Here is a 26,112-nt window from a genome sequence, read left to right as displayed (position 1 = left end):
AACTATGGCAAGAAAGATGAAAACCATGGATGGTAACCATGCAGCTGCTCATGCTTCATATGCATACTCAGATGTAGCCGCTATTTACCCGATCACTCCTTCATCTGTTATGGCGGAAGCAACAGATGAATGGGCAACCCAGGGAAGAAAGAACATTTTCGGACAGGAAGTTCAGGTAACTGAAATGCAGTCTGAGGCTGGTGCAGCAGGTGCTGTACACGGATCTCTGGCAGCTGGTGCTTTAACAACAACTTATACAGCATCTCAGGGTCTGTTACTTATGATCCCGAACCTTTACAAAATCGCTGGTGAGCAGTTACCTGCAGTATTCAACGTATCTGCACGTGCACTTGCTTCTCATGCACTTTCAATTTTCGGAGATCATTCAGACGTTATGGCCTGTCGTCAGACCGGATGCGCAATGCTCTGCGAATCTTCTGTACAGGAAGTTATGGACTTAACACCTGTTGCTCACCTTTCAGCAATCAAAGGTAAAGTTCCGTTCATCAACTTCTTCGATGGATTCCGTACATCTCACGAGATTCAGAAGATCGAGACATGGGATTATGAAGATCTGAAGGATATGGCAGATATGGATGCAATCGCTGCATTCCGTAACCATGCTCTTAATCCGAATCACCCATGTCAGAGAGGTTCTGCTCAGAACCCTGATATCTTCTTCCAGGCAAGAGAAGCATGTAACCCATACTACGATGCTCTTCCGGCAGTAGTACAGGAATACATGGATAAAGTTAACGCTAAGATCGGTACAGATTACAAATTATTCAACTACTACGGAGCTGCTGATGCAGAACATGTAATCGTTGCTATGGGATCTGTAAACGATACAATCGAAGAAACAATCGATTATCTTGCAGCAGCAGGAAAGAAAGTCGGTGTTGTTAAAGTTCGTCTTTACAGACCATTCTGTGCACAGGCACTCATCGATGCAATTCCGGATTCTGTAAAACAGATTACAGTTCTTGACAGAACTAAAGAGCCAGGTGCACTTGGCGAGCCTCTGTACCTTGACGTTGTAGCAGCATTAAAAGACAGCAAATTCGGCGGCGTAAAAGTATTCTCCGGACGTTATGGTTTAGGTTCCAAAGATACTACACCTGCACAGATCGTAGCTGTTTATGAAAACACTGCAAAAGAGAAATTCACAATCGGTATCGTTGATGATGTTACTAACCTTTCCCTTGAGACAGGTGCTCCGATCGTAACAACTCCTGAAGGAACAACAAACTGTAAATTCTGGGGTCTGGGAGCTGATGGTACAGTAGGTGCCAACAAGAACTCCATCAAGATCATCGGTGATAACACAGACATGTACGCACAGGCTTACTTTGATTATGACTCCAAGAAGTCCGGTGGTGTTACAATGTCCCACTTACGTTTCGGTAAGAAACCGATCAAATCCACATACCTGATTCACAAAGCAAACTTCGTAGCATGTCATAATCCATCCTACGTAAACAAATACAACATGGTTCAGGAACTTGTTGACGGTGGTACATTCCTCCTTAACTGTGCATGGGATATGGAAGGTCTTGAGAAACATTTACCAGGACAGGTAAAAGCTTTCATCGCTAACCACAATATCAAATTCTACACAATCGACGGTGTTAAGATCGGTATTGAAACTGGCATGGGACCAACACGTATCAACACAATTCTTCAGTCTGCATTCTTCAAACTTACAGGAATCATTCCGGAAGAGCAGGCAATCGACCTTATGAAAGCTGCTGCTAAGGCAACATACGGACGTAAGGGTGATGATGTGGTACAGAAGAACTGGGCAGCTATCGATGCCGGTGCTAAACAGGTTGTTGAGATCCAGGTTCCGGAAAGCTGGAAAGATGCTGAGGACGAAGGTCTTCATATGACTCATGCAACAGAAGGACGTCAGGACGTTGTTGATTTCGTTAACAATATCCAGGCTAAAGTAAATGCTCAGGAAGGTAACTCCTTGCCTGTATCTGCATTCAAGGATTATGTAGACGGTACTACACCATCAGGTGCAGCTGCATATGAGAAACGTGGTATCGCAGTTAACGTTCCTGTATGGAATCCGGAAAACTGTATCCAGTGTAACAGATGTGCTTATGTCTGCCCGCACGCAGTTATCCGTCCTGTAGCTCTGACAGCTGAAGAAGCAGCTAATGCTCCTGAAGGCATGAAGACATTAGACCTTACAGGTATGAAAGAATATAAATTCACAATGTCCGTATCCGCACTTGACTGTACAGGATGTGGTTCTTGTGTAAACGTTTGCCCAGGTAAGAAGGGTGCGAAAGCACTTGCTATGGAAAACCTTGAAGCAAGCGCAGACGAGCAGAAATACTTTGACTACACAGTTAAACTGCCGGTTAAAGAAGATGTTATCGCTAAATTTAAAGAAGCAACTGTTAAAGGCAGCCAGTTCAAACAGCCTCTGCTTGAGTTCTCAGGAGCTTGTGCAGGATGTGGTGAAACACCATACGCTAAACTGATCACTCAGCTGTTCGGTGACAGAATGTACATCGCAAACGCAACAGGATGTTCTTCTATCTGGGGTAACTCCTCACCATCTACACCATACACAGTAAACGCTAAGGGACAGGGTCCTGCATGGTCTAACTCTCTGTTCGAAGATAACGCTGAGTTTGGTTATGGTATGCTTCTTGCTCAGAGAGCTATCCGTGATGGCTTAAAAGCAAAAGTTGAAGATGTTGTTGCTAACGGAACAAACGAAGACGTTAAGGCAGCTGGTCAGGAATGGCTGGATACATTTGCTGTAGGTGCTACAAACGGCGCTGCTACAGACAAACTTGTTGCTGCTCTTGAAGCTTGCGGATGTGACAAAGCAAAAGAAATCCTTGCTCAGAAAGATTTCCTGGCTAAGAAATCCCAGTGGATCTTCGGTGGTGACGGATGGGCTTATGATATCGGATTCGGTGGTGTTGACCATGTTCTTGCTAGTGGACGTGATATCAACGTTATGGTATTCGATACAGAAGTTTATTCTAACACAGGTGGACAGTCTTCCAAGTCTACACCTACAGGAGCTATCGCTCAGTTCGCTGCAGGCGGTAAGGAGACTAAGAAGAAAGATATGGCTTCCATCGCTATGAGCTATGGCTATGTATACGTTGCTCAGATTTCCATGGGTGCTGACTTCAACCAGACTGTAAAAGCTATTGCAGAGGCTGAGGCTTATCCGGGACCATCTCTGATCATCGCTTATGCTCCATGTATCAACCATGGTATTAAGAAAGGTATGGCAAAAGCTCAGACAGAGGAAGAATTAGCAGTTAAGGTTGGATACTGGCATAACTTCAGATTCAATCCTGCAGCTGAAGGAAACAAGTTCTCTCTTGATTCCAAAGCTCCGAGCATGGAAGATTATCAGGCATTCCTTGACGGTGAGGTTCGTTACAACTCTCTGAAACGTCAGAATCCTGAAAAGGCTGCAAGACTGTTTGCTAAGAATGAGGCTGAGGCTAAGGCTAGATTTGAATATCTGCAGAAGCTGATTGCTCTTCATAGTGCTGAATAATCTTTTCGGTTTTTGAACGACTGTAAACAAGTTTATAAATCATTAAAAAATAAATAGATAGAGCTATTTATAGTGTCCAGACGATATATGTGGGCCGCGGTACTTTTTGTATCGCGGTCCTTTTATGTATTGCTTAAAAAGGGGACGCCGGGGAATGGCAGAACATCTGAGGCTCAGTCTCGGAACCATGTAATTTCTAAGTATTTGAAAAACCGCTAAAAACATTCAGAAATTGCTCAAACTCGCTTCGCTCAAACAGTGAGCAATTTCTGAATAACGCGGCTTTCCAAATACTAAGAAATTACATGAACCCTCGAGATTCGTCTCAGATGTTCTGTCATTCCCCGGCTGGTTGCTGGCTGATTTAAATACTTTCGTCGTTCTTAAACAATAAAATAATGTTGACCATGAATTTGACAAGTATTGGATATTTGTCTATAATCAGTGAGAACTTTATAACTCGGTTTAGAATGATAGAATATAAAGGAGCGGTTATGAGGAAATTTGTGAGCAGGGATAGTAAAAAGGATTTCTACTTATTATATACGCTTGTATTTGGGGTTATTTCTTTTTTTATCTATTATCAGTTTGCGGGTAATGGGAAGTCTTTGGTGTGGAGTCATGATGGGATTCCGCAGCATTTGAATTCTCTGGCGTATTATGGGCGATATCTGAGGGAGGTTCTGCATACGGTTTTTGTAGAGCATAAGCTGGAATTGCCTATGTGGGATATGAATATCGGGTATGGTTCGGATATTCTTACGACTTTGCATTATTATGTGATTGGGGATCCGCTGACTTTGCTGTCTGTGTTTGTGCCGGAGAATAAGACGGAGGTTTTGTATGAGATTCTGATTTTTCTGAGGATTTATCTGGCAGGGATTTCGTTTAGTATTTTTTGTTTTTATCATAAGAATCCGAAGCAGGCGACGTTTATGGGGACGTTGATCTATATTTTTGCGGGATGGACGATTTATGCGGCTATGAAGCATCCGTATTTTTCCAATCCTATGATTTATCTGCCGCTGGTTCTGATGGGGATTGATAAGATTTATAAGAGGGAGAAGCCATGGCTGTTTATCTGGGCGACTGCGGTTTCGGCTATGTCGAATTTCTATTTCTTTTATATGATCTGTATTTTTATGTTTATTTATGCGGCTTTCCGGTATTTTGGGATTTTCAGTGAGAGAAGTGTGAAGGATGTTCTGGGATGGCTGGTGAAGTTTATCGGCTATTATGCGGTGGCTTTGATGATCGCGGCGGTTATTTTTCTTCCGGTGATCATGACGATTTTTGGTACGGACAGGTTTCAGGCTGAGAATTATGTGCCGCTTTTATATGATAAGATTTATTATGAGAAGTATCTGGGTGATCTGATCGGGGAGAATATGATCCAGTGGGGGGTTGCCGGGTATTCTGCTGTTGCTATGGCGGGTGTATTTGTGCTTTTTTCCAGGAAGAGGAAATATCTGGATCTGAAATTGGGATTTGGGTTGTTGAATCTGTTCTTGCTGGTGCCTTTTGCAGGGCATGTGCTCAATGGTTTCTCTTATGTGTCCAACAGGTGGATCTGGGCTTATGGGATGATGATCGCGTATATTTTTGTGAAGGCGTATCCTGAGCTGTTTACTCTGACTGTGAGGGAAAAGAAGAAGATTTTTGTCATGACGGTGGCGTATTGTGTGCTGGCTCTGTTTGCGAAGGCTGCAAGGACGCAGAGAAATATGGCCGGTGTGCTGGTTCTGGTATTGGCTGTGTTTACGGTTACTTCTTTTGGAAATATTTTTCTGCAGGGGAAGTATATGTGTGGGCTTCTCAGTGCTTTGCTTGTGGTGAGCATTATGTTGAATGTTTCTTATCAGTATTCTTATGAGAAGGATTATCTGTCGGAGTTTGCAGCCGAAGAGGAGTCGCTGGATAAGCTGGAGTCGAATACGGATAAGGCGGTTCTTGCTGCCGGGGATTCAGGTGTCTATCGTTATGACCAGTATGGGGCATTGCCCTATGATAATACTTCTATGTATATGGGTACGAACAGTACTGCTTATTATTTCAGTCTTGCAAACAGCAGTATCAGTGATTTTTTCAGTGAGATGTATCTGAATACGCCATGGGAGCAGCATTATGAGAACCTGGACGGAAGGACGATCCTGGACAGGCTGGCTTCTGTGAAGTATTTTGTGATAAGTGGTGATAATTTCCGCTATCTTTCCTATGGATATAATAAAGAGAAGGGCTCTGCAGGAAAGGGAAAAAGTGAGTGCAGGGCTTATGAGAATGAGAATGCACTGCCTCTGGGTTATACTTATGACAGTTATATTCCTGAATCGGAATATGAGAAAATGGATGTGGTAAAAAAGCAGCAGGCTTTGATGGACGGTGTGGTGCTTGAGGAGAGTACACTGCCTGAGGCATCTGTTGATGCTGATAATGAGAATATCCAGTATCGTATGGAGACAGGGGATGGTTGTGCTCTGTCTAAGGGAGCAATCAGGGTGACGAAGGAAGGGGCGCAGCTGAAGCTTGTGTTCCATGGTCTTACGGACAGTGAGAATTACCTGATCGCAGATAATCTGGATTATGACAGTCTTTCACCGAGAGAACTGATTGGTAACAGTCAATGGAAGAAGATGTCTGAGTATGACCAAAATAAGGTTCTTGATGAGGACAGCCGGTGGCGATACTGGAAGGAATCAAAGGAAGCGGCTATGACAGTCAGCTCCAATGATGTGACCAAGACCATAAAGATTTTTACGGATAAGTATAATGCCTACAGTGGACGGCATGATTTTCTCTGCAATATGGGATATTCCAGATCAGGAGTTCGTACTATAACGATCACCTTTGCCAATACGGGTGTTTATACCTATGATAAATTAAGGGTTGTGAGTCAGCCGGTGCAGGGGATTGAGGAAAAAACTGTGAAGCTGGGTGAAGAAGCTCTCGAGAATGTAAAAATGGGAACGAATGAGATTACAGGGGATATCAGTGTTTCCGAAAGGAAAGCTCTTGTGTTGGCTGTTCCGTACAGTAAGGGATTTACGGCTTATGTGGACGGGAAAGAAACGAAGCTTCAGAAGGCGAATACCATGTTTATGGCTTTGGAACTGGAACCTGGTTCACATGAGATACGCCTTACATATTGTACGCCTTATCTGAAAGCGGGAATGCTTCTTTCTGTTCTGGGGCTGGTTATATATGTAATGCTGGTGTTCAGGAAGAAAAAGTAATCCAAATTCCATTGTTACAGGCAGCCTGAAATAAATTTGTTAGAATAGACATTTTTGTAAATTTGTGTATAATAAAATAGAAAATATTTACAGGAATAACAGACAGTGAATGAGAAATTGGTCTGTTGTAAATGAATGAAACAAAATGAGGAATGACATCATGAGTAAATTATCAGTGGTACTTCCGGCATATAATGAGGAGCTGATGGTTGGGAAAACCTGTCGGGTGCTGGCGGAAGTTCTTACAGAAGCGAAGATTCCCTATGAGCTGGTGGTTGTAAACGATGGTTCCGGCGACCGGACATGGGAAGAAATTCAGAAGGCAGGAGAGAGGGATGCGAATGTGACAGGCGTTCTTTTTTCCAGAAATTTCGGAAAGGAAGCAGCGATTTTCGCAGGGCTGGCGCAGGCCTGTGGAGATGTGGTGGCTGTCATGGACTGTGACCTGCAGCATCCGCCGCAGACGCTTATTGAGATGTACAGGCTGTGGCAAGAAGGCTATGAAGTGATCGAGGGTGTGAAGGCAGACAGAGGAAAAGAAGGCTTTTTACATAAAGAATGTGCCGGATTTTTCTATGATATCATGTCTAAGGCAACTAAGGTAAATATGAAGGATGCCTCGGATTTTAAGATGATGGACAGGAAGGCTGTGGACAGTATTCTGTCTATGCCTGAGAGGAATATGTTCTTTCGGGCTACTTCTTCCTGGGTGGGATATAAGACTACCAGTGTGGAATTTGAGGTGCAGGAGAGAGAGGCCGGCGTTTCCAAGTGGTCTCCGTGGTCTTTGGTGAAATATGCGTTCACAAATATAGTAGCATTTACTACTTTTCCGCTGCAGTTTGTTACAATCACAGGAGCGATATGTTTTATCTGTTCGCTGGTACTTATGGTCTATTCGCTTGTGCAGTATTTTACAGGTTCTGCAGTGGAGGGTTATACCACCCTGCTGATGGTGCTGCTTCTGGTGGGAAGTGCCATGATGATCAGTCTTGGGATCATTGGATATTATATTTCCAAGATTTATGAAGAAGTAAAGCGCAGACCGAGATATATTATTTCAAAAGTAATTAAGAATGGAAATATACAGGACTGAGAGGATATATTTTATGAAGCAATGGATCAGAAAAATGTATGAAAGTTCCGTTATCCGCTATATTTTCTTTGGCGGATGTACCACTATGGTAAATCTGGTCAGCTTTTTCATTCTCAGAAAGCTGAAGGTGGAGCTGAATATCGCCAATATTATTTCAATCATCCTGGCGATCCTGTTTGCCTATGTGGTAAATTCGAAGTATGTTTTTCAGGATAAATGCGAGACATTGAAGGATCATGTTCAGCCATTCTGCAAATTTGTCAGTGCCAGACTGGTCACTATGGTGATCGAGGTTGGCGGTGTATGGCTGCTTGTGTCAGTGATGGGGCTTAATGATATGATCGGGAAATTCCTGACACAGTTTATTGTGTTGATACTGAATTATGTATTCAGTAAATTTTTTGTGTTTACAACAGGGAAATCAAAATAATGAAGGAAAAGAGAGGGAAAACTCATGACTCTGGAAGAAGCTATTGCAAAGATTAAGCCATTAGATCACAATGCCATGGAAATTGCACAGAAAAGATGGGACAGTATTGCGAAACCACTGCATTCTCTTGGAAAACTGGAGACTCTTTTGATCCAGATTGCGGGAATTACAGGAAACGCAGAGGTGGATCTTTCCAGGAGAGGTCTGATCGCCATGTGCGCGGATAATGGCGTGGTAGAAGAGGGTGTGACACAGACCGGACAGGAAGTTACTGCCATCGTTGCCGAGAATTTTCTGAAATATGACACATCTGTCGGTGTGATGTGTAAGCAGAACCATGCGGAGATTTTTCCGGTGGATATGGGGATGGTGACGGATACAAAAGTCCGCACAGACCATAAAATTGCCTATGGTACACAGAATATGACCAAGGGTCCTGCCATGACAAGAGAACAGGCTGTAAAGGGGCTTGAAGCAGGCATTGACATGGTAAGGGAACTGAATGATAAGGGCTACCGGATTCTGGCAACAGGGGAAATGGGAATCGGAAATACAACTACCAGCAGTGCAGTTGCTTCTGTGTTGCTGAAACAACCGGTGGAAGAGATGACAGGGCGCGGCGCAGGTCTGACCAGCGAGGGACTTGTGCGCAAGATCAATGCGATCAAAAAAGCCATTGCATTAAATGAACCAGATCCTGAGGATGCCATTGATGTTCTGGCAAAGGTAGGCGGTCTTGATATCGCTGGAATGGCAGGTGTCTTTCTGGGAGGTGCGGTTTATGGTATTCCTGTAGTCATGGACGGATTTATTTCCTGTGTTTCTGCGCTGATCGCCATGCGTATCTGCCCGGCTGCGAGGGATTATATTCTTGCATCCCATGTATCAAAAGAGCCTGCTGCCCATCTGATCCTTGAGAATATGGGGAAAGAGGCAATCATTCATGCGGATATGTGTCTGGGCGAGGGAACCGGAGCAGTAGCTTTATTCCCGATCCTTGATCTGGCAGCAGCGGTTTATCATTCTATGAGTACTTTTGATGATATCCATGTGGAACAGTATGAGGAGTTGAAATAATGCTGACGCTTGTGACAGGGGGGAGCGGGAGCGGAAAATCCGCTTTTGCGGAAGACAGGGTGCTTTCTTTCGGAGATGCACAGAGGATTTACATAGCGACCATGCACCCTTTTGATGAAGAGAGCCATAAAAGGATCGAGAGACACCAAAAGATGCGTGCAGGAAAAGGTTTCGAGACAGTTGAGTGCTATACAGGGCTCAAAAATGTGAAACTGCCTGCCGGATGTGTGGTGCTTCTGGAATGTATGTCGAATCTGGTGGCAAATGAAATGTTTGAAGAGCAGGGAGCCCATGACCGGACAGTTTCGGAAGTTACAAAAGGGATTAAGAATCTGCTGGAACAGGCTGCTCATGTGGTAATCGTTACAAATGAGATTTTTTCAGATGCGGTTGTGTTTGATGGAGATATGGATTCTTATCTGGAATATCTGGGAAAAATCAATCAGGCTGCTGCGCAGAGAGCTGATGAAGTGGTGGAAGTTGTATATGGGATACCAGTCTTTCACAAATCCACAGATACCTGCAGCAATCTTTGCAAATAATACATTTGACAGGATTAACATACTATGAAAAAGAGGAATTAATCAATGAAATCTTTATGGAATAATTTTAAGGTGGCATTTGCCATGTTTTCTAAGATTCCCATGCCCCGCGCTGACTGGACAAAGGAAAATATGAAGTATATGTTCTGCTTTTTTCCGTTTATCGGAACTGTGATCGGCGGGCTGACTATGCTGGTGGCGTATCTGGGACTTCGGTTTGGGTATCAGCCGGGATTCGTGACAGCAGTGCTGGTGCTGGTACCTGTATTTGTGACAGGCGGGATCCATGTGGATGGTCTTTTGGATACTTCGGATGCCCTGAGTTCCTGGCAGGAGAGAAGCAGAAGGCTGGAGATTCTTAAGGATTCCCATGCAGGTGCTTTTGCCGTTATTACTGCGGCGGTATATTTCATTGCCTGGTACGGCGCTTACAGTCAGTTGTTTAACAGCGCAGAGAATATGAGGGCGATCGGAATTTTGAGCCTTGGTTTTATGGTTTCCAGATGTCTGTCAGGAATCGGAGTTATTTCCTTTCCGAAAGCAAAGGCAGACGGTACAGTTGCTGAGTTTTCCAGAAATTCTTCAGATGTGCTCTCGAGAAATGTGCTGATCGTCTATCTGGTGATTCTGGCTGCGGGAATGATCTTGATCCGGCCTGTATGGGGAAGTCTGGCTTTTGTGGGAGCTTTGCTGATTTTCTGGTATTATCATCATATTGCGATGAAGTACTTTGGCGGGACAACCGGGGATATTTCGGGATTTTTTCTTTGTATCTGTGAAGTTGGGATGGCATTGATCCTGGCGGTGGTTTCTAATTTTTGAGGAGAAGAGTATGGAAATGATAATCGGCGGTGCATATCAGGGAAAGACTGAATATGCCAGGAAACAGTATCCACAGTTAAGGTGGAGTGACGGCGGTTCTGTCACAGAGGAGGAACTGATGAATGCTCAGGGTGTGACTGGTTTTCAGCAGTATATCCGCAGTGAACTGGAGAATGGAAAAGATGTGTCAGATCTTGCGGAAAAAATCATCTGTAAGAATCCGGATATTGTCCTTGTCTCTCAGGAGGTAGGGTACGGGGTTGTACCTGTGGATGCTTTTGACAGAAAATACAGAGAGGCTGTAGGGCGTGTATGTACGAAGCTGGCAGCATACAGCCATAAGGTGACGCGCGTGATCTGCGGGATCGGAACGGTGATCAAAGATGATTAAGTTATGGCTGATCAGACATGGAAAAACAGAAGGGAATAAACTTTCCAGATATATCGGCACAACGGATGAGCCGTTATGTCAGGAGGGAACAGAGTTTCTGCATAAGATGGATTATCCAAAGGTTCAGGCGGTTTATGTAAGTCCTCTGAAACGATGCGTGCAGACAGCAGAGATCCTTTTTCCGGGAGAGCCGGTACATATTATTGAAGAACTGGCAGAATGCGATTTCGGAGAATTTGAAAATAAGAACTATAAAGAGCTGGAAGGTAATCCGCACTATCAGGAATGGATTGACAGCAACGGTACTCTGCCTTTTCCGGGAGGAGAAAGCAGGGAAGGGTTTAAAAGCAGAAACCTGAGAGGATTTGACAGGGTTGTGTCCGGATGTATCCGCAGCCATGTGGTAGAGGCGGCACTTGTCATCCATGGCGGTACGATCATGAATATCATGGAAGAGTATGCAGATATACAGAAACCATTTTATGAGTGGCATGTGAGAAATGGCGGCGGCTATGAGGTGGAGCTGGATGAGAATCTATGGAAGAATGGACGAAAACAGCTCAGGGTTAATTCTGCGATTATGGAAGGATAACTCGTTACTGTTCACTCCGTTCACAGTAACTAAATAACTCCCCTATCTTACAAAAATTGTTGACAAACCTGAAAATTTGTCATAAAATCAGCTTCATCAGAAAACAGGAAAATCAAAAAAAGAACGAGGTTGTTCATTGTCATCAATGACTGCCCCGTTCTTTTTTTATCTGTTCACCGGAGATAGTATAAAACCTAAAAAAAATTTGAAAAACCAAAAAGTTTTTGTAAATTCTACTTGCATTATCCGGAGAAATATGTTACAGTATTAGTACATAATTCCTAAACAAAAGGTAAAAAGCAGTAGCGAATTGGTAGTTTTTAACAAGTGAAAGGAGGAACTATATGCTGGTAATTGGTAATGGAAGAATGATCACACAGGACGCATCCAACCCATTCCTGGAGAATGGTGCTGTAGCAATGGATGGTAACACCATAGTAATGGTGGGGGTAACTGAAGAGGTAAAGAAAGTTTATCCGGATGCTGAATTTGTTGATGCGAAGGGTGGGGTTATCATGCCGGCATTTATTAATGCCCATGAGCATATCTACAGCTCCTTCGCAAGAGGCTTAAGCATTAACGGATATAATCCTCAGGGATTTCTGGATATTCTGGATGGCTTATGGTGGACAGTTGACCGTCATCTGACACTGGAGCAGACAAAGCTTTCTGCATATGCTACATACATTGATTCTATCAAGAATGGTGTAACCACAGTGTTTGACCACCATGCAAGCTTTGGCCATATTACAGGTTCCCTCAATGCGATCGAGGAAGCTGCGAAGGATTTAGGTGTGCGTACCTGCCTCTGCTATGAGATTTCTGACCGTGACGGAATGGAGAAATCCAGAGAATCTGTAATGGAGAACGTGAATTTTATCAAGCATGCACTTGCAGACGACAGTGATATGATCGCCGGAATGATGGGTATGCATGCATCCTTTACAATCTCTGATGAGACAATGGCTCTCTGCAATGAACTGAAACCGGAAGGTGTTGGATATCACATCCATGTAGCAGAAGGCATTTACGATCTCCATCAGTGTCTGAAAGAGCATGGCAAACGTATTGTTGACCGTCTTCATGACTGGAACATCCTTGGACCGAAGACTTTGCTCGGTCACTGTATCTATGTGAATGAACATGAGATGGATCTGATCAAAGATACAGATACCATGGTTGTACATAACCCGGAATCTAACATGGGTAATGCATGCGGATGTCCTCCAACCATGAGAATGGTACAGAAGGGAATCCTCACAGGTCTTGGTACAGACGGATATACTCATGATATGATGGAATCCTGGAAGGTTGCAAATGTTTTACACAAACACAGCCTCTGCGACCCGAACGCAGCCTGGGGAGAAGTTCCACAGATGCTTTTTGAAGGAAATGCAAAGATTGCAAACAGATACTTTAAGAAACAGCTCGGTGTCCTGAAAGAGGGTGCGGCAGCAGACGTGATCGTGATCGATTATGATCCGCTGACACCAATGAATGAAAGCAACATTAACGGACATCTGATGTTCGGTGTAAACGGAAGCATGGTCCAGACTACTGTATGTAACGGTAAAGTCCTGATGAAAGACCGCGAAGTCCTTGTATGCGACGAGGCAAAAGTTATGGCAGACTGCCGTCAGGCTGCAAAAGAACTTGCAGATGATATTAATGGTTAATCTGTAAAGAATTGTAAAGAAGATAAGTTTTCTGCCTGGCAAAAATAAATGTAAACAAAATATAGAACGGATGGAGAGAAGCCATACCGTATGAAATAATGGAGGATCGGATTATGAGTGAAGTCATGACCTGTATGCCCTTTGAACAGTTAATGAACTGGGTATTAGAAGAAAAGAAAACAAAAGGAACAGTTTTCGGACAGCACAGAGCTTATGCAGCGGGAACTGACAGGAAGCTGAATATATTTGAGAGAAATCTGGAAACACCGATCGGACCTGCAGCAGGACCGCATACACAGTTAACACAGAACATTGTTGCTTCTTATTATGCAGGCGCACGTTTCTTTGAACTGAAAACAGTTCAGAAGATGGACGGTGCAGAGCTTGCAGCCTGTATCAACAGACCATGTATCCTTGCAGATGATGAAGGATATAACTGTGAATGGTCTACAGAGCTTTATGTTCCTCAGGCAATGGGAGAATATATTAAAGCATGGTTTATCCTGCATGTGATCGCCAAAGAATTTGATCTGGGTGCACAGGACGGATTCCAGTTCAATATTTCCGTTGGATATGATCTTGCAGGGATCAAAGAGCCAAAGGTTAATACTTTCATTGACAGTATGATGGAAGCAAAAGATACTGAAATCTTTAAAGAATGTAAACAGTGGTTATTGGACAATGTAGATAAATTTGAAAAAGTTACAAAAGAGGATATTGAGGCGATTCCGTCTGATATCTGTAATTCCGCAACAATCTCTACTCTCCATGGATGTCCTCCAAACGAGATTGAGAGCATTGCAAATCATCTGTTTAAAGAGAAACATCTGAACACATTTATCAAATGCAACCCGACTCTCCTGGGATATGAATTTGCCAGAAAGACCATGGATGACATGGGATATGATTATATGGTATTCGGTGATTTCCATTTCAAAGATGACTTACAGTACGAAGATGCTATTCCGATGTTTAAGAGACTGCAGGCACTTGCAGATGAACTGAACCTTGCGTTTGGTGTGAAGATCACCAATACATTCCCTGTAGATGTTACAAGAAATGAACTTCCAAGCGAAGAAATGTATATGTCCGGAAAATCTCTTTTCCCGTTATCCATTTCTCTTGCAGCCAGACTTTCCCGGGAATTTGACGGAAAACTCCGTATCGCTTATTCAGGCGGTGCTGATTACTATAATATCGACCGTATCGTCGGATGTGGTGTATGGCCTGTAACAGTGGCAACTACACTTCTGAAGCCGGGCGGATATCAGAGATTTACACAGATGGCAGAGAAAGTAATGGCTGACGGTGTGAAAGAATGGAAAGGCATTGATGTAGCTGCACTTGAGCAGCTGGCCGAGGATGCGAAAAAAGATGCTCACCATGTAAAGAGCATCAAACCGCTTCCTAAGAGAAAAACTGATTCAGAGGTTCCGCTCCTTGACTGTTTCTTTGCTCCATGCGAAGAAGGATGTCCGATCCACCAGGATATCACAACCTATGTGAAGCTGGCAGGAGAAGGCGATTATGCACAGGCATTAAGAGTTATCCTTGAGAAAAATGCACTTCCATTTATCACAGGTACTCTCTGTGCGCACAACTGTATGTACAAATGTACACGTAACTTCTATGAAGAACCTGTAAATATCCGCAACACTAAGCTCATCGCAGCACAAAACGGATATGATACAGTGATCGGTGAGATCAAAGCAGGCACAGCAGACGGTAAGAAAGTAGCTGTTGTAGGTGCAGGTCCTGCAGGTATTGCTTCTGCATACTTCCTTGCAAGAGCAGGTGCTTCTGTAACAGTATTTGAGAAAGAAGAGAAAGCCGGCGGCGTGATCCGTTATGTGATCCCGGGATTCCGTATCTCTGATGATGCAATCGATAAAGATGTTTCCTTCATCCAGAAGATGGGTGTGGAGATCAAAACAGGTACAGAAGTGAAATCCGTACAGGAATTAAAAGCACAGGGTTATGACGCAGTGATCGTTGCAACAGGTGCAAATAAACCGGGTACTCTGAAGCTTGAAAAGGGTGAAACCATCAACGCTCTGAAATTCTTAAGAGATTTCAAAGCAACTGACGGTAAGGTTGCGCTGGGTAAAAACGTAGTTGTGATCGGTGGCGGTAACACTGCCATGGATACTGCAAGAGCTGCGAAACGTACAGAAGGTGTAGAACATGTTTACCTGGTATACAGAAGAACCAAACGCTATATGCCAGCAGCAGAAGATGAGTTACTGGAAGTACTGGAAGAGGGCGTAGAGTTCAAAGAACTTCTTTCTCCTGTATCTCTGGAAAACGGCAAACTGCTCTGTAAGAAGATGGAACTTGGCAGCATGGATGCTTCCGGACGTGCAGGTGTAACAGAAACGGGCGAAACAGAAGAAGTTTTGGCTGATACAGTGATTGTTGCAGTTGGCGAGAAAGTTCCGACTGAGTTCTATGAAGCAAATGGTATTGCGGTCAATGAGCGTGGAAAAGCCCGCATCAATGATAAGACAATGGAGACAAGTGCAGAAGGTGTTTACGTTGTCGGTGACGGTGCAAGGGGAGCTGCTACGATCGTAGAAGCGATCCGCGACGCACAGGTTGCTGCAAAAGCAATCCTTGGACATGATATTGTAAAAGGACAGCCTGTACCGGGAACAGAAAAAGACTGTTACTCCAAAAAAGCTATACTCAAAGAAAGTAAAGACGCTGCGAACGAAAGTGAACGCTGCCTGACCTGTAATAAAGTCTGTGAGAATTGTGTAGATGTATGTCCAAACAGAGCAAACATCTCCATCAAAGTTCCGGGAATGGCAATGAATCAGGTGATCCATGTGGATTACATGTGTAATGAATGCGGCAACTGCAAGAGCTTCTGTCCATATGCAAGTGCACCGTACAAGGATAAATTCACATTATTCGCTTCTGAGGCAGATATGGCAGACAGCACAAATGATGGATTTGCAGTGATCAATCCGGAGACAAAAGAGTGCAAGGTTCGTCTCCTTGGTCAGATTTCTGACTGCAAGGCAGATGATGCAAATGATAAGTTGTATGAAGGTCTTCGCAGACTGATCTGTGCAGTGATCGATGATTACAGCTATCTGATCATGAAATAATAATCATAGTGACAACAGGAATCAAGAGCTGGAAAAAAATTTAATTTTGTAATATCAGATAACTTATAAAGAAATATTTAACGCTGTCCACAGCAGAAAAAGGCTGTGGACAGTGTTGCATATCAGGCTGAATCGCGGCCGCATGTTACTTTTGTAATAAATTCATGCGGTATCACAGGCAGATAAAAAACAGAAAGAGGGAAACTCTTGCTGACTGCCCTAATTGGCAGACGTGCGAAAAAGAAAGGAGAGTCCGATATGGCAGTATTTACAGTCAATGGACAAAAGGTCGAACCGACCGGAAATCAGAAACTACTGCGCTTTTTGAGGGATGAACTTCATCTGACTTCAGTGAAGGACGGCTGCAGTGAAGGAGCCTGCGGAGCCTGTACAGTTATAATTGACGGAAAAACATGCAAGGCATGTGTGCCGGACACAGATTTACTGGATGGCAGGACAGTGATCACAGTAGAAGGATTGACTGAATGGGAGAGGGAAGTCTATACCTACGCTTATGGAAAAGCAGGTGCTGTTCAGTGTGGATTCTGTATTCCGGGTATGGTAATGTGTACAAAGGCTCTTCTGGACGTGAACAAAGAGCCCACAGATGATGAGATTAAATATGCACTGCGCAATAACTATTGCCGCTGCACGGGCTATGTAAAAATTATGGATGCAGTAAGGCTGGCTGCGAAAGTTTTAAAGACGGGTGTGATCCCGGATGATCTGGATCCGGACTGGAATATAGGACACAGAGTATCCAGAGTGGATGTGGAGGAGAAAGTACTGGGAACCGGCAAATATCCGGATGATTTTTACTTTGACGGAATGCTGTATGGGGTGGCACTCAGAAGTAAATATCCACGTGCACGTGTACTTGAGATCGATACAGCAGCAGCAAAGGCACTTTCCGGGGTAGAAGCGGTATTAACAGCAGAGGACATTCCGGGAGAGAATAAGATCGGACATCTGAAACATGATCAGTATTCACTGATACCTGTAGGGGGTCTGACACATTATCTTGGAGATGCCATTGCCGTTATTGCTGCAAAAGACAGAGAAACAGCTGAGAAAGCTAAGAAACTGATCAAAGTAAAATATGAAGTGCTGCCTCACATTCGTACAATTGAGGAAGCAGCGGCAGAGGATGCACCGAAGGTATTTGATGAAGAAGAAAATAATATCTGTGCACATAAACATATCAGCAGAGGAAATGCAGATGAAGCAATCCGTAATTCCAAATATGTGATCAGTCATCATTTTGAAACCCCATGGACAGAACATGCATTTCTTGAGCCTGAGTGCGCAGTGGCTCTGTATGATGAGGACGGAGATATTTTCGTATATTCCACAGATCAGTCTGCACACCAGACATTACATGAGTGTTCCCTGTTACTTGGAACGGACAGAGTAAAGGTACAGAATGCACTTGTAGGCGGCGGATTCGGCGGAAAGGAAGATATGACAGTACAGCATCTGGCTGCGCTGCTCACTTATGCTACTAAGAAACCGGTGAAGATGAAACTGGCCAGAGCGGAATCACTGCTAGTTCATCCGAAGCGTCATCCGTTCTATATGGATATGACCATGGGCTGCGATGAGAACGGCAATATCATGGGGGTAAAAGCAAAAGTAGCATCAGATACAGGTGCATTTGCCTCTCTTGGCGGTCCTGTACTGGAACGTGCATGTACTCATGCGGCAGGTCCCTATCATTATGAGAATTTCGAGATTGAAGGAACTGCTTATTATACCAACAATCCGCCTGCCGGAGCGTTTCGCGGGTTTGGTGTAACCCAGACCTGTTTTGCAACAGAAACCCTGCTGAATATGATGGCGGACAAAGTAGGTATCACTCCATGGGAAATCCGTTACCGCAATGCGATCCGTCCCGGTGAGACACTTCCGAATGGTCAGATCGTAGATAATTCTACAGGTCTTGTGGAGACACTGGAGGCTGTAAAGGAGAAGTATGATGCTGCCCTGGAAGAAGGAAAACCGGTGGGAATCGGCTGTGCCATGAAGAATGCCGGTGTCGGTGTCGGTATCCCGGATACAGGTCGCGTGAAACTTGTATTTGAGGAAGATAAAAAACTGCACATCTATTCCGGTGCTTCCTGCATCGGCCAGGGACTTGGTACAGTCCTGATACAGATAGTAGTCACCAATACAGATCTGAAGCATGAAGATATTGTATATGAGAGAAGTAATACCTGGTTTGCACCGGATTCAGGTACAACTTCCGGTTCCAGACAGACTCTGGTAACAGGAGAAGCCTGCCGCAGAGCCTGTGATAAGGTTATGGAGGACCGCAATGCAGGTAAGACCATTGATGACGTGATCGGTAAAATTTATTATGGGGAATATCTTGCAAAGACAGATCCTCTTGGCGCAAATGTGCCGAATCCTGTTTCACATGTAGCTTACGGCTATGCGACGCAGGTATGTATCCTGGATAAGAAAACAGGTAAGATTGAGGAAATGGTTGCTGCTCATGATGTGGGCAAAGCAGTCAATCCACTGTCCTGTGAAGGCCAGATCGAGGGCGGCGTAGTGATGTCCATAGGATTTGCACTGAGAGAGCGTTATCCGATCGATGAGAACTGTAAACCAATTGACAAGTATGGATCGCTTGGTCTGTTCCGCTCTCATGAGATTCCGAAAATCGATGCCATCGTTGTTGACAAACCGGGACTGAATGTAGCCTGTGGTGCCATTGGAATCGGTGAGATCACCTCTATCCCAACTGCACCTGCAATTGCAGATGCATATTTCAGATGGAATGGTGAAAGACAGTATAGTCTTCCTCTGACCGGAACACCATATGAAAGGAAGTGCTGAATATGGCAGTAAAGAAGAAATTTCCATATCGCGCGGCTATAGTTGCATGTAATGGGGGGTGCAGATCAGCCGAAGGTGAGGCCGGCTGTGCAGATGGATGTATCGGATGTAAAGCCTGTATAGATAAATGTAAATTCGGAGCCATTTCCATCAATGAGTATGGTGTGGCGGAAGTGGATGAGGAGAAATGCATTGGCTGTGGTGCCTGCGCGAAAGTCTGCCCGCAGAAAGTGATCCATGTCCATGAGTGTGCAAACTACATTGTGGTAAAATGTTCCAATAAGAAAAAAGGTGCAGAAGCAAAGAAGCAATGTAACGTCAGCTGTATCGGCTGCGGAATCTGCGAGAAGACCTGCACAGCCGGTGCGATAAAAGTAAAAGACAACTGTGCAGTAATCGAGGAATCCATATGTCTGAGCTGTGGTATGTGCGCAGTGAAATGCCCAAGACACGTTATCCGCGACCTGCATGGAATATTGACAGAAATACGTTAAGTAAATCAGGTTACTGTTCACTCTGTTCTTAGTAATACATTACAAAGGATATTCTCAGTGAACAGTAACCCAATCAGACAACTTCGTTAATAGGAAAATAATACGTAAAAATTGAATAAAAGATTGCAATTTCATATCCAAATATGCTATACTCAAATCAGAAAACAGATAACAATTATGCAAATAAAAAGTAAATTCGCCTAATGTCAGAAAAAAGGTGAAGGAAAGTAGCATGGTTCGGAGCCGGACATAAGTCCTGAGGGGAACAGACAGATACCTTGGGGTGTGTCCGGCTCCTTCTATAATAATAACCAAAAATAAATACAGAGAAGGTGAAAACATGATTGGAAAGAGTGTTCCAAGAGTAGATGCCTATGACAAAGTTACAGGACGTGCAAAATTTACTGATGACCTGGTTCCTGCCAACTGTCTGGTGGCAAAAATCTATCACGCAAAGATCGGAAACGGTATCGTAAAATCAATCGATACCAGTAAAGCAGAGGCTCTGGACGGCGTAGTAAAAGTGGTTACTTTTAAAGACGTACCGAATCATTGTTATCCTACGCCGGGACATCCCTGGTCTGTGGAGCTGGCTCATCAAGATGTTGCAGACCGCAATATCCTTACCGGAAGAGTCCGTTATTACGGAGATGATATTGCTGCTGTAGTGGCAGAAGATGAAATCACAGCCCAGAGGGCATTGCGCCTGATCGAAGTTGAATATGAAGAATATCCGGTAGAAATCCATCCGCGTAAATCCATGTATGGAAGCAAACCGCCAATCCATTTTGATAAAAAGGACAATGTACTTGTCCGTTCCAATTACTTTATCGGAAATGTGGAACAAGGGCTGAAGGAATCCGAAACAGTTATAAAACGCAGTTATAAAACCCCGATCGTGCAGCACTGCCACATTGAGAATCCAATTTCCTGTGCATACATGGAAAATGGCAGGATCATAGTTGTGACTTCCACTCAGATTCCGCATATTGTCCGGCGTGTGATCGGGCAGGCTCTTGGAATCCCATGGGGAAAGATCAGAGTCATTAAGCCATACATAGGTGGAGGATTCGGAAATAAGCAGGATGTGCTGTATGAACCGTTAAATGCGTTTCTTACCACGCAGGTTGGCGGCAGACCGGTCAAACTCGATATAACCAGAGAGGAAACTTTCTGCAACACCAGAACCCGTCATTCTATTGAGTATGATCTGACGGCAGGTGTTGACAGTGAGGGGCATCTTCTTGCAAAGGATATGCTGGCTATTTCCAATCAGGGAGCATATGCCTCCCATGGACACGCCATAGCAGCTAATGGTCTGACTGCCTGGAGGCTGCAGTATGCATGTCCGAATATCAAAGGAGAGGCATATACTGTCTATACGAATACACCGGTAGGCGGAGCGATGCGTGGATACGGGATCCCGCAGGTATGTTTTGCAATTGAGTGCTTTATGGATGATATTGCAAAAGAGATCGGGATGGATCCTCTGGAGTTCAGAAAGAAAAATCTTATCAAAGGATATTATGAGGATGCTTACCTGAAGCCGATCGCAGCAAACACCAACGGGATTTTTGAATGTCTGGAAAAAGGTGCAGATTATATCCACTGGGAAGAAAAACGAAAAGAATATACAAACCAGACAGGTAATATCCGCAGAGGCGTCGGAATGTCACTTTTCTCCTATAAGACAGGTGTATGGCCGATCTCACTGGAAATTGCAGGTGCAAGAATGACTCTGAATCAGGATGGAAGTGTTGGCCTGATGCTGGGAGCTACTGAAATCGGTCAGGGTGCTGATACGGTATTTTCCCAGATGGCGGCTGAGATTTTAAATATGGATATCAGTGATGTTCATATCCAGACGGTCCAGGATACTGATGTAACACCATTTGATACCGGTGCCTATGCATCCAGACAGTCGTTTGTAACAGGAACAGTTGTTAAAGACTGCGCAAATCTTCTGAAGAAAAAGATTCTGGATTATGCAAAAGAGCTGCTGCCTGAAGAGACAAGGAAACTGAGGCTTGATCATGGGTGGATCATGGCAGGAAAGGATCCGGCAATATCTCTTGGAAATCTTGCATTGGAAAGTTATTACAGTCTTGGCAATTCTTCTGTTATTACAGCAGAGGTTTCCGAGCAGGTAAAGAAAAATACGATTGCCACAGGATGCTGCTTTGCTGAAGTGGAAGTTGATATAAAGCTTGGCAAGATTAAAATCCTTCATATCATTAATGTGCATGACAGCGGTAAGCTTATTAATCCGAAACTGGCTGAAATGCAGGTACAGGGCGGTATGTCTATGGGAATGGGATACGGTCTGTCGGAGCAGCTCATTCTGGATGAGAAAACAGGAAGACCACTGAACGGAACCCTGTTGGACTATAAACTGATGACAATGATGGATACTCCTGATATCAAGGCAGATTTTGTGGAACTTGATGATCCGATTGGACCTTTCGGAAACAAAGCACTGGGTGAACCGCCGGCAATTCCGGGTGCACCGGCAATCCGTAATGCAGTACTTCATGCAACAGGTGTAGCCTTTAATGAAAATCCTCTGACACCACAGAGACTGATCGATGGCTTTATGAAGGCCGGACTTATTTAGAGGGGAGGGGATTTTATGTACGATATTGAGAACTATTATCAGGCTGAAAGTGTAAAAGATGCTGTGAGATTACTGAATGAACATCCGGATGCCAGGATCATTTCAGGAGGAAGTGATGTACTGATCAAGATCCGGGAGGGAAAATTTGCCGGAACTTCTCTGGTGAGCATCCATGGGATCAAAGAAATCCAGGGTGTAAAAATGGCGGATAACGGAGATATTTATATTGGTGCCGGAACTGTCTTCTCACATATAACAAATGATGCAATTATCAGGAAATATATTCCGGTTCTTGGCGAGGCTGTAGATCAGGTAGGAGGACCACAGGTACGAAATATTGGTACTATCGGTGGAAACATCTGCAACGGAGCAGTCAGTGCGGACAGTGCACCGACCGTATTTTCCCTGAACGCATTGCTGAGGCTGGAAGATGGAAAGGAAGGCCGTCTTGTACCTGTAAAAGATTTCTATCTTGGACCCGGCAGGGTGGATCTGCGGCAGGGAGAGATCCTGACCTATGTGATCATTCCTGCAAAAGAATATGAAGGGTATCATGGTCATTATATTAAGTATTCCATGCGAAATGCCATGGATATCGCAACGATCAGCTGTAGTGTGATGAGCAAGGTAGATCAACAGGCAGGAGTGATAGAAGATGTGCGCATTACCTTTGGAGTTGCAGCTCCGGTTCCGTACCGTTGCACAAAGGCAGAAGAGGCTTTGAAGGGCATGAAGATAGAAGAAAGCCTGTATGAAAAGACAGCACAGCTGATCCGGGAGGAAATCAATCCGAGAGATTCCTGGAGAGCATCCAGGGCATTTCGTCTTCAGATCGGCGGAGAAATTGCGGCACGGGCATTGAGACGTACCGTAGAACTTGCAGGAGGTGACCGCATATGAAAAAGCAGATGCAGCTTGTACGATGTACAGTAAACGGAAGAGAAGTTGAAGAATATGTAGATGTAAGGGAGTCACTGCTTGATATGCTTCGCAACCGGCTTGGACTGACTTCTGTAAAAAAGGGCTGTGAAGTAGGAGAATGTGGTGCCTGTACAGTAATCATAGACGGAGAGACTATTGACTCCTGTATTTATCTGGCAGTCTGGGCGGAGGGTAAAAATATCCGTACACTGGAAGGTCTGGAAAAAAACGGAGAACTTACCAGGATTCAGGAGGCATTTATCGAAGAAGGTGCCATACAGTGCGGTTTCTGCACTCCCGGATTTATCATGTCTGCCACTGTTTTACTGGAACGTGGAGAGAAATTATCAAGAGATGCGATCCGGAAACATATGGCAGGAAATCTCTGCCGCTGCACAGGTTATGAGAACATTGTAAATGCGGTGGAAAAAGTAATGGATGAAAATGAGACAAGAAGAGGAAAGACAGTAAGATGACAAACAGATACACAAATGTCCCAAAATCTGACAATAAACCGGAAAATGTTGTAATAATAAGAGGTGGCGGTGATCTGGCCAGCGGTACGATCCACAGATTATACCGATGCGGCTACCGTCTTCTGGTACTGGAATGTGAGAAACCCACTGCGATCAGGCGAATGGTTTCTTTTTGCGAGGCTGTTTACGACGGGCAGTCTTCTGTGGAAGGAGTTCTCTGCAGAAAAGTTGACAGTGTAGAGGAATGCGAGGCAGTCTGGAAAGCCGGGGAGATTCCTCTTATGGCAGACACAGAAGGAACTGTCCTTAAGAAATACAGACCTGCAGCACTGATAGATGCAATTCTTGCAAAAAAGAATCTTGGAACCACCAGAGAGATGGCAGATCTAACCGTTGGTCTTGGACCGGGATTTGTGGCAGGTGAGGATGTGGATTATGTAGTGGAGACTATGAGAGGCCACAATCTTGCCAGAATCATCACAAAAGGTGCTGCTATGCCAAACACAGGAATTCCGGGTATCATTGGAGGATTTGGAAAAGAACGTGTACTTCATGCTCCTGTTTCAGGGGAAATCCATTGTATCTCAAAGATTGCAGATATCGTGGAGAAGGATCAGGTCCTTGCCTGGATTGGAGATACACCTGTCAGGGCTTCTCTTACAGGAGTTTTGCGTGGCATGATCAGGGATGGATTTACAGTACCGAAGGGGATGAAAATTGCAGATATTGATCCGCGTAAAGAACAAAAGAAAAACTGTTTCACGATTTCCGACAAAGCCCGCTGTATTGCAGGCAGTGTATTGGAAATCCTGCTTTCAGAAGGAGTGATGCCATATGAAACACCAGGTCGATTTTCTGGAACTGCTGCAGATTGATTATGAAAAATACCCTGTGATCGCTGTAGTTGGCGGCGGCGGCAAGACCAGCCTGATCTACCGTCTTACAGATGAACTGATCGATAAGGGAAAGAGAGTGATCATTACCACGACCACCCATATGGCAGGAGAGTCTGAACTTCCGTTTGCCAGGGGCGGAGATGCAGTCAGGGTAAAAGAACTTCTGGACAAAGAAAGATATGTGATTGCTGCGGAATATGAGGAGGATACCGGTAAATATGTGTCTCTGACAGAAGAAAAACTGGAAGAACTGAGAGAATTGTGCGATGTAATGCTTGTGGAGGCGGACGGAGCAAAGCATCATCCGGTAAAGGTTCCGGAGAAATGGGAGCCTGTAATCCCAAGATGTGCGGACATTGTGATCAGTGTGATCGGGCTGGACTGTCTGGGACAGCCAATCAGTCAGAGTGCTTACCGTATGGAACGTACCTCGGAATTTCTCAGGAAAAGTCTGGAAGCTCCGATCACTGAAGAAGACATTGTAAAGATTGCAACTTCTATCTGCGGACTTTTTAAGGATGTGGAAGAAAGAGTATACAGAGTGTATCTGAACAAGTCAGATATACTCAGAGAGAAAGAACCTGCAGAGCACATTGTTGAGGAACTGGAAAGGAAGAATACAGTAGCGGCTTACGGAAGCCTTTTGGAGGAATAAATTATTTTGAAAATTGCAATGATCATGCTGGCGGCTGGAAACAGCCGCCGTTTTGGGGCAAATAAACTGTTATATGAAATAGACGGAATACCTATGTATCGACATGTGCTGGAACAACTGGATGATACAAAGAAGAAAATAGAAAATAGCTATTCGGAATATTCAGATATTACAGAGGATAATAATAATGATAATAATTCAGATATTGTTCAGTTAAATAACCTGTACAGAAATAATATCACAGCAAAAATAATCTGTAATATTATTGTTATTACTCAATATGATGCCATTGCAGAAGCAGTGAAAACAAAGGAAATACAGGTTTTGTATAATCCCCATCCGGAAGATGGAATTTCTTCCTCTGTAAAAATCGGTCTGAATGCCAGCCTGGATGCAGATGCAGTGCTTTTTACTGTGTCTGATCAGCCCTGGCTTACCAGTGAGACAATCTGTGAACTGATCCATGTGTTTTTAAACACTTCCAAAGGAATCGCCTGTATTTCTTATCAGGGGAAAATGGGAAATCCATGTATTTTTGACAGGAAATATTACAATGAGCTGCTTTCTCTGGAAGGGGATAAAGGCGGTAAAAAAGTGATCATGAAACATCTGGATGATACGCAGGTTTATGAGATAGAAGAAGGCAGGGAGCTGGAAGATATTGATTATTATGAATCTATAGCAGTCCACTAGAGCGTGTTTGAA

19 protein-coding genes are annotated in these 26,112 nt (G+C 44.1%); all 19 read left to right on the top strand.

Annotated features, from left to right (window positions below; translation table 11 throughout):
• Positions 1-4: 4 nt before the first annotated feature.
• The 19 genes from nifJ to G4417_RS03930 all read left to right on the top strand — a co-directional run bounded on the left by nifJ (position 5) and on the right by G4417_RS03930 (position 26,100).
• A complete protein-coding gene (gene nifJ, locus G4417_RS04020) occupies positions 5-3,541 on the top strand; it encodes a pyruvate:ferredoxin (flavodoxin) oxidoreductase (RefSeq protein WP_118574845.1) in 3,537 nt (1,178 codons plus the stop codon).
• Positions 3,542-4,035: 494 nt separating this feature from the next.
• Positions 4,036-6,771, top strand: a complete 2,736-nt coding sequence (locus G4417_RS04015; RefSeq protein WP_173682701.1) for a YfhO family protein — start codon at positions 4,036-4,038, stop codon at positions 6,769-6,771.
• A gap of 160 nt (positions 6,772-6,931) precedes the next feature.
• A complete protein-coding gene (locus G4417_RS04010; protein ID WP_026648482.1) occupies positions 6,932-7,867 on the top strand; it encodes a glycosyltransferase family 2 protein in 936 nt (311 codons plus the stop codon).
• Positions 7,868-7,880: 13 nt separating this feature from the next.
• Positions 7,881-8,297 carry a GtrA family protein gene (locus tag G4417_RS04005; RefSeq protein ID WP_008703288.1) on the top strand — a complete coding sequence of 139 codons (417 nt, stop codon included), beginning with the start codon at positions 7,881-7,883 and terminating at the stop codon, positions 8,295-8,297.
• A 24-nt stretch (positions 8,298-8,321) separates the two neighbouring features.
• Positions 8,322-9,374, top strand: a complete 1,053-nt coding sequence (gene cobT / locus G4417_RS04000; protein ID WP_062807719.1) for a nicotinate-nucleotide--dimethylbenzimidazole phosphoribosyltransferase — start codon at positions 8,322-8,324, stop codon at positions 9,372-9,374.
• The gene (locus G4417_RS03995) at positions 9,374-9,916 is read left to right on the top strand and encodes a bifunctional adenosylcobinamide kinase/adenosylcobinamide-phosphate guanylyltransferase (protein ID WP_173682700.1); all 543 of its coding nucleotides are present in this window, start codon (positions 9,374-9,376) and stop codon (positions 9,914-9,916) included. The genes cobT and G4417_RS03995 overlap by 1 nt, the downstream gene beginning before the upstream one ends.
• Positions 9,917-9,961: 45 nt before the next feature.
• Positions 9,962-10,738 (top strand): adenosylcobinamide-GDP ribazoletransferase, encoded by a 777-nt coding sequence (locus G4417_RS03990; RefSeq protein ID WP_173682699.1) that lies wholly within the window; start codon positions 9,962-9,964, stop codon positions 10,736-10,738.
• A 10-nt stretch (positions 10,739-10,748) separates the two neighbouring features.
• Positions 10,749-11,129, top strand: a complete 381-nt coding sequence (locus tag G4417_RS03985; RefSeq protein ID WP_022381052.1) for a bifunctional adenosylcobinamide kinase/adenosylcobinamide-phosphate guanylyltransferase — start codon at positions 10,749-10,751, stop codon at positions 11,127-11,129.
• Positions 11,122-11,721: a histidine phosphatase family protein gene (locus G4417_RS03980; RefSeq protein WP_128866275.1), complete on the top strand. Its 600-nt coding sequence runs from the start codon at positions 11,122-11,124 to the stop codon at positions 11,719-11,721. The genes G4417_RS03985 and G4417_RS03980 overlap by 8 nt, the downstream gene beginning before the upstream one ends.
• A 344-nt stretch (positions 11,722-12,065) precedes the next feature.
• On the top strand, positions 12,066-13,397 hold the full coding sequence (gene ssnA / locus G4417_RS03975) for a putative aminohydrolase SsnA (protein WP_008703281.1): 1,332 nt from the start codon (positions 12,066-12,068) through the stop codon (positions 13,395-13,397).
• A 113-nt stretch (positions 13,398-13,510) separates the two neighbouring features.
• The gene (ygfK, locus tag G4417_RS03970; protein WP_008703280.1) at positions 13,511-16,510 is read left to right on the top strand and encodes a putative selenate reductase subunit YgfK; all 3,000 of its coding nucleotides are present in this window, start codon (positions 13,511-13,513) and stop codon (positions 16,508-16,510) included.
• Between the two features lie 258 nt (positions 16,511-16,768).
• On the top strand, positions 16,769-19,351 hold the full coding sequence (xdh, locus tag G4417_RS03965; protein WP_173682698.1) for a selenium-dependent xanthine dehydrogenase: 2,583 nt from the start codon (positions 16,769-16,771) through the stop codon (positions 19,349-19,351).
• Positions 19,352-19,353: 2 nt separating this feature from the next.
• A complete protein-coding gene (locus G4417_RS03960) occupies positions 19,354-19,845 on the top strand; it encodes a 4Fe-4S binding protein (RefSeq protein ID WP_173682697.1) in 492 nt (163 codons plus the stop codon).
• A 340-nt stretch (positions 19,846-20,185) separates the two neighbouring features.
• Positions 20,186-22,459, top strand: a complete 2,274-nt coding sequence (gene xdhA / locus G4417_RS03955) for a xanthine dehydrogenase subunit XdhA (protein WP_173682696.1) — start codon at positions 20,186-20,188, stop codon at positions 22,457-22,459.
• A 15-nt stretch (positions 22,460-22,474) separates the two neighbouring features.
• Entirely contained in the window at positions 22,475-23,359 is an 885-nt protein-coding gene (gene xdhB, locus G4417_RS03950; protein ID WP_173682695.1) for a xanthine dehydrogenase subunit XdhB, read from the top strand.
• Positions 23,356-23,856 carry a xanthine dehydrogenase subunit XdhC gene (gene xdhC / locus G4417_RS03945; RefSeq protein ID WP_008703273.1) on the top strand — a complete coding sequence of 167 codons (501 nt, stop codon included), beginning with the start codon at positions 23,356-23,358 and terminating at the stop codon, positions 23,854-23,856. Before xdhB ends, xdhC begins: the two co-directional genes overlap by 4 nt.
• Positions 23,853-24,731, top strand: a complete 879-nt coding sequence (gene yqeB / locus G4417_RS03940) for a selenium-dependent molybdenum cofactor biosynthesis protein YqeB (RefSeq protein ID WP_055057729.1) — start codon at positions 23,853-23,855, stop codon at positions 24,729-24,731. The genes xdhC and yqeB overlap by 4 nt, the downstream gene beginning before the upstream one ends.
• Complete coding sequence (gene yqeC, locus G4417_RS03935) at positions 24,691-25,407, top strand: selenium cofactor biosynthesis protein YqeC (protein WP_118341896.1); 717 nt, start codon at positions 24,691-24,693, stop codon at positions 25,405-25,407. Before yqeB ends, yqeC begins: the two co-directional genes overlap by 41 nt.
• Positions 25,408-25,413: 6 nt before the next feature.
• Positions 25,414-26,100 (top strand): nucleotidyltransferase family protein, encoded by a 687-nt coding sequence (locus G4417_RS03930; protein WP_118341894.1) that lies wholly within the window; start codon positions 25,414-25,416, stop codon positions 26,098-26,100.
• Positions 26,101-26,112 lie beyond the last annotated feature (12 nt).

The sequence above is a fragment of the Blautia wexlerae genome, from assembly GCF_013300825.1.
Classification (GTDB): Bacteria; Bacillota; Clostridia; order Lachnospirales; family Lachnospiraceae; genus Blautia_A; species Blautia_A wexlerae_B.
Note: the sequence above shows the minus strand (reverse complement) of the source record. Positions and strands in the feature narration are given on the sequence as shown.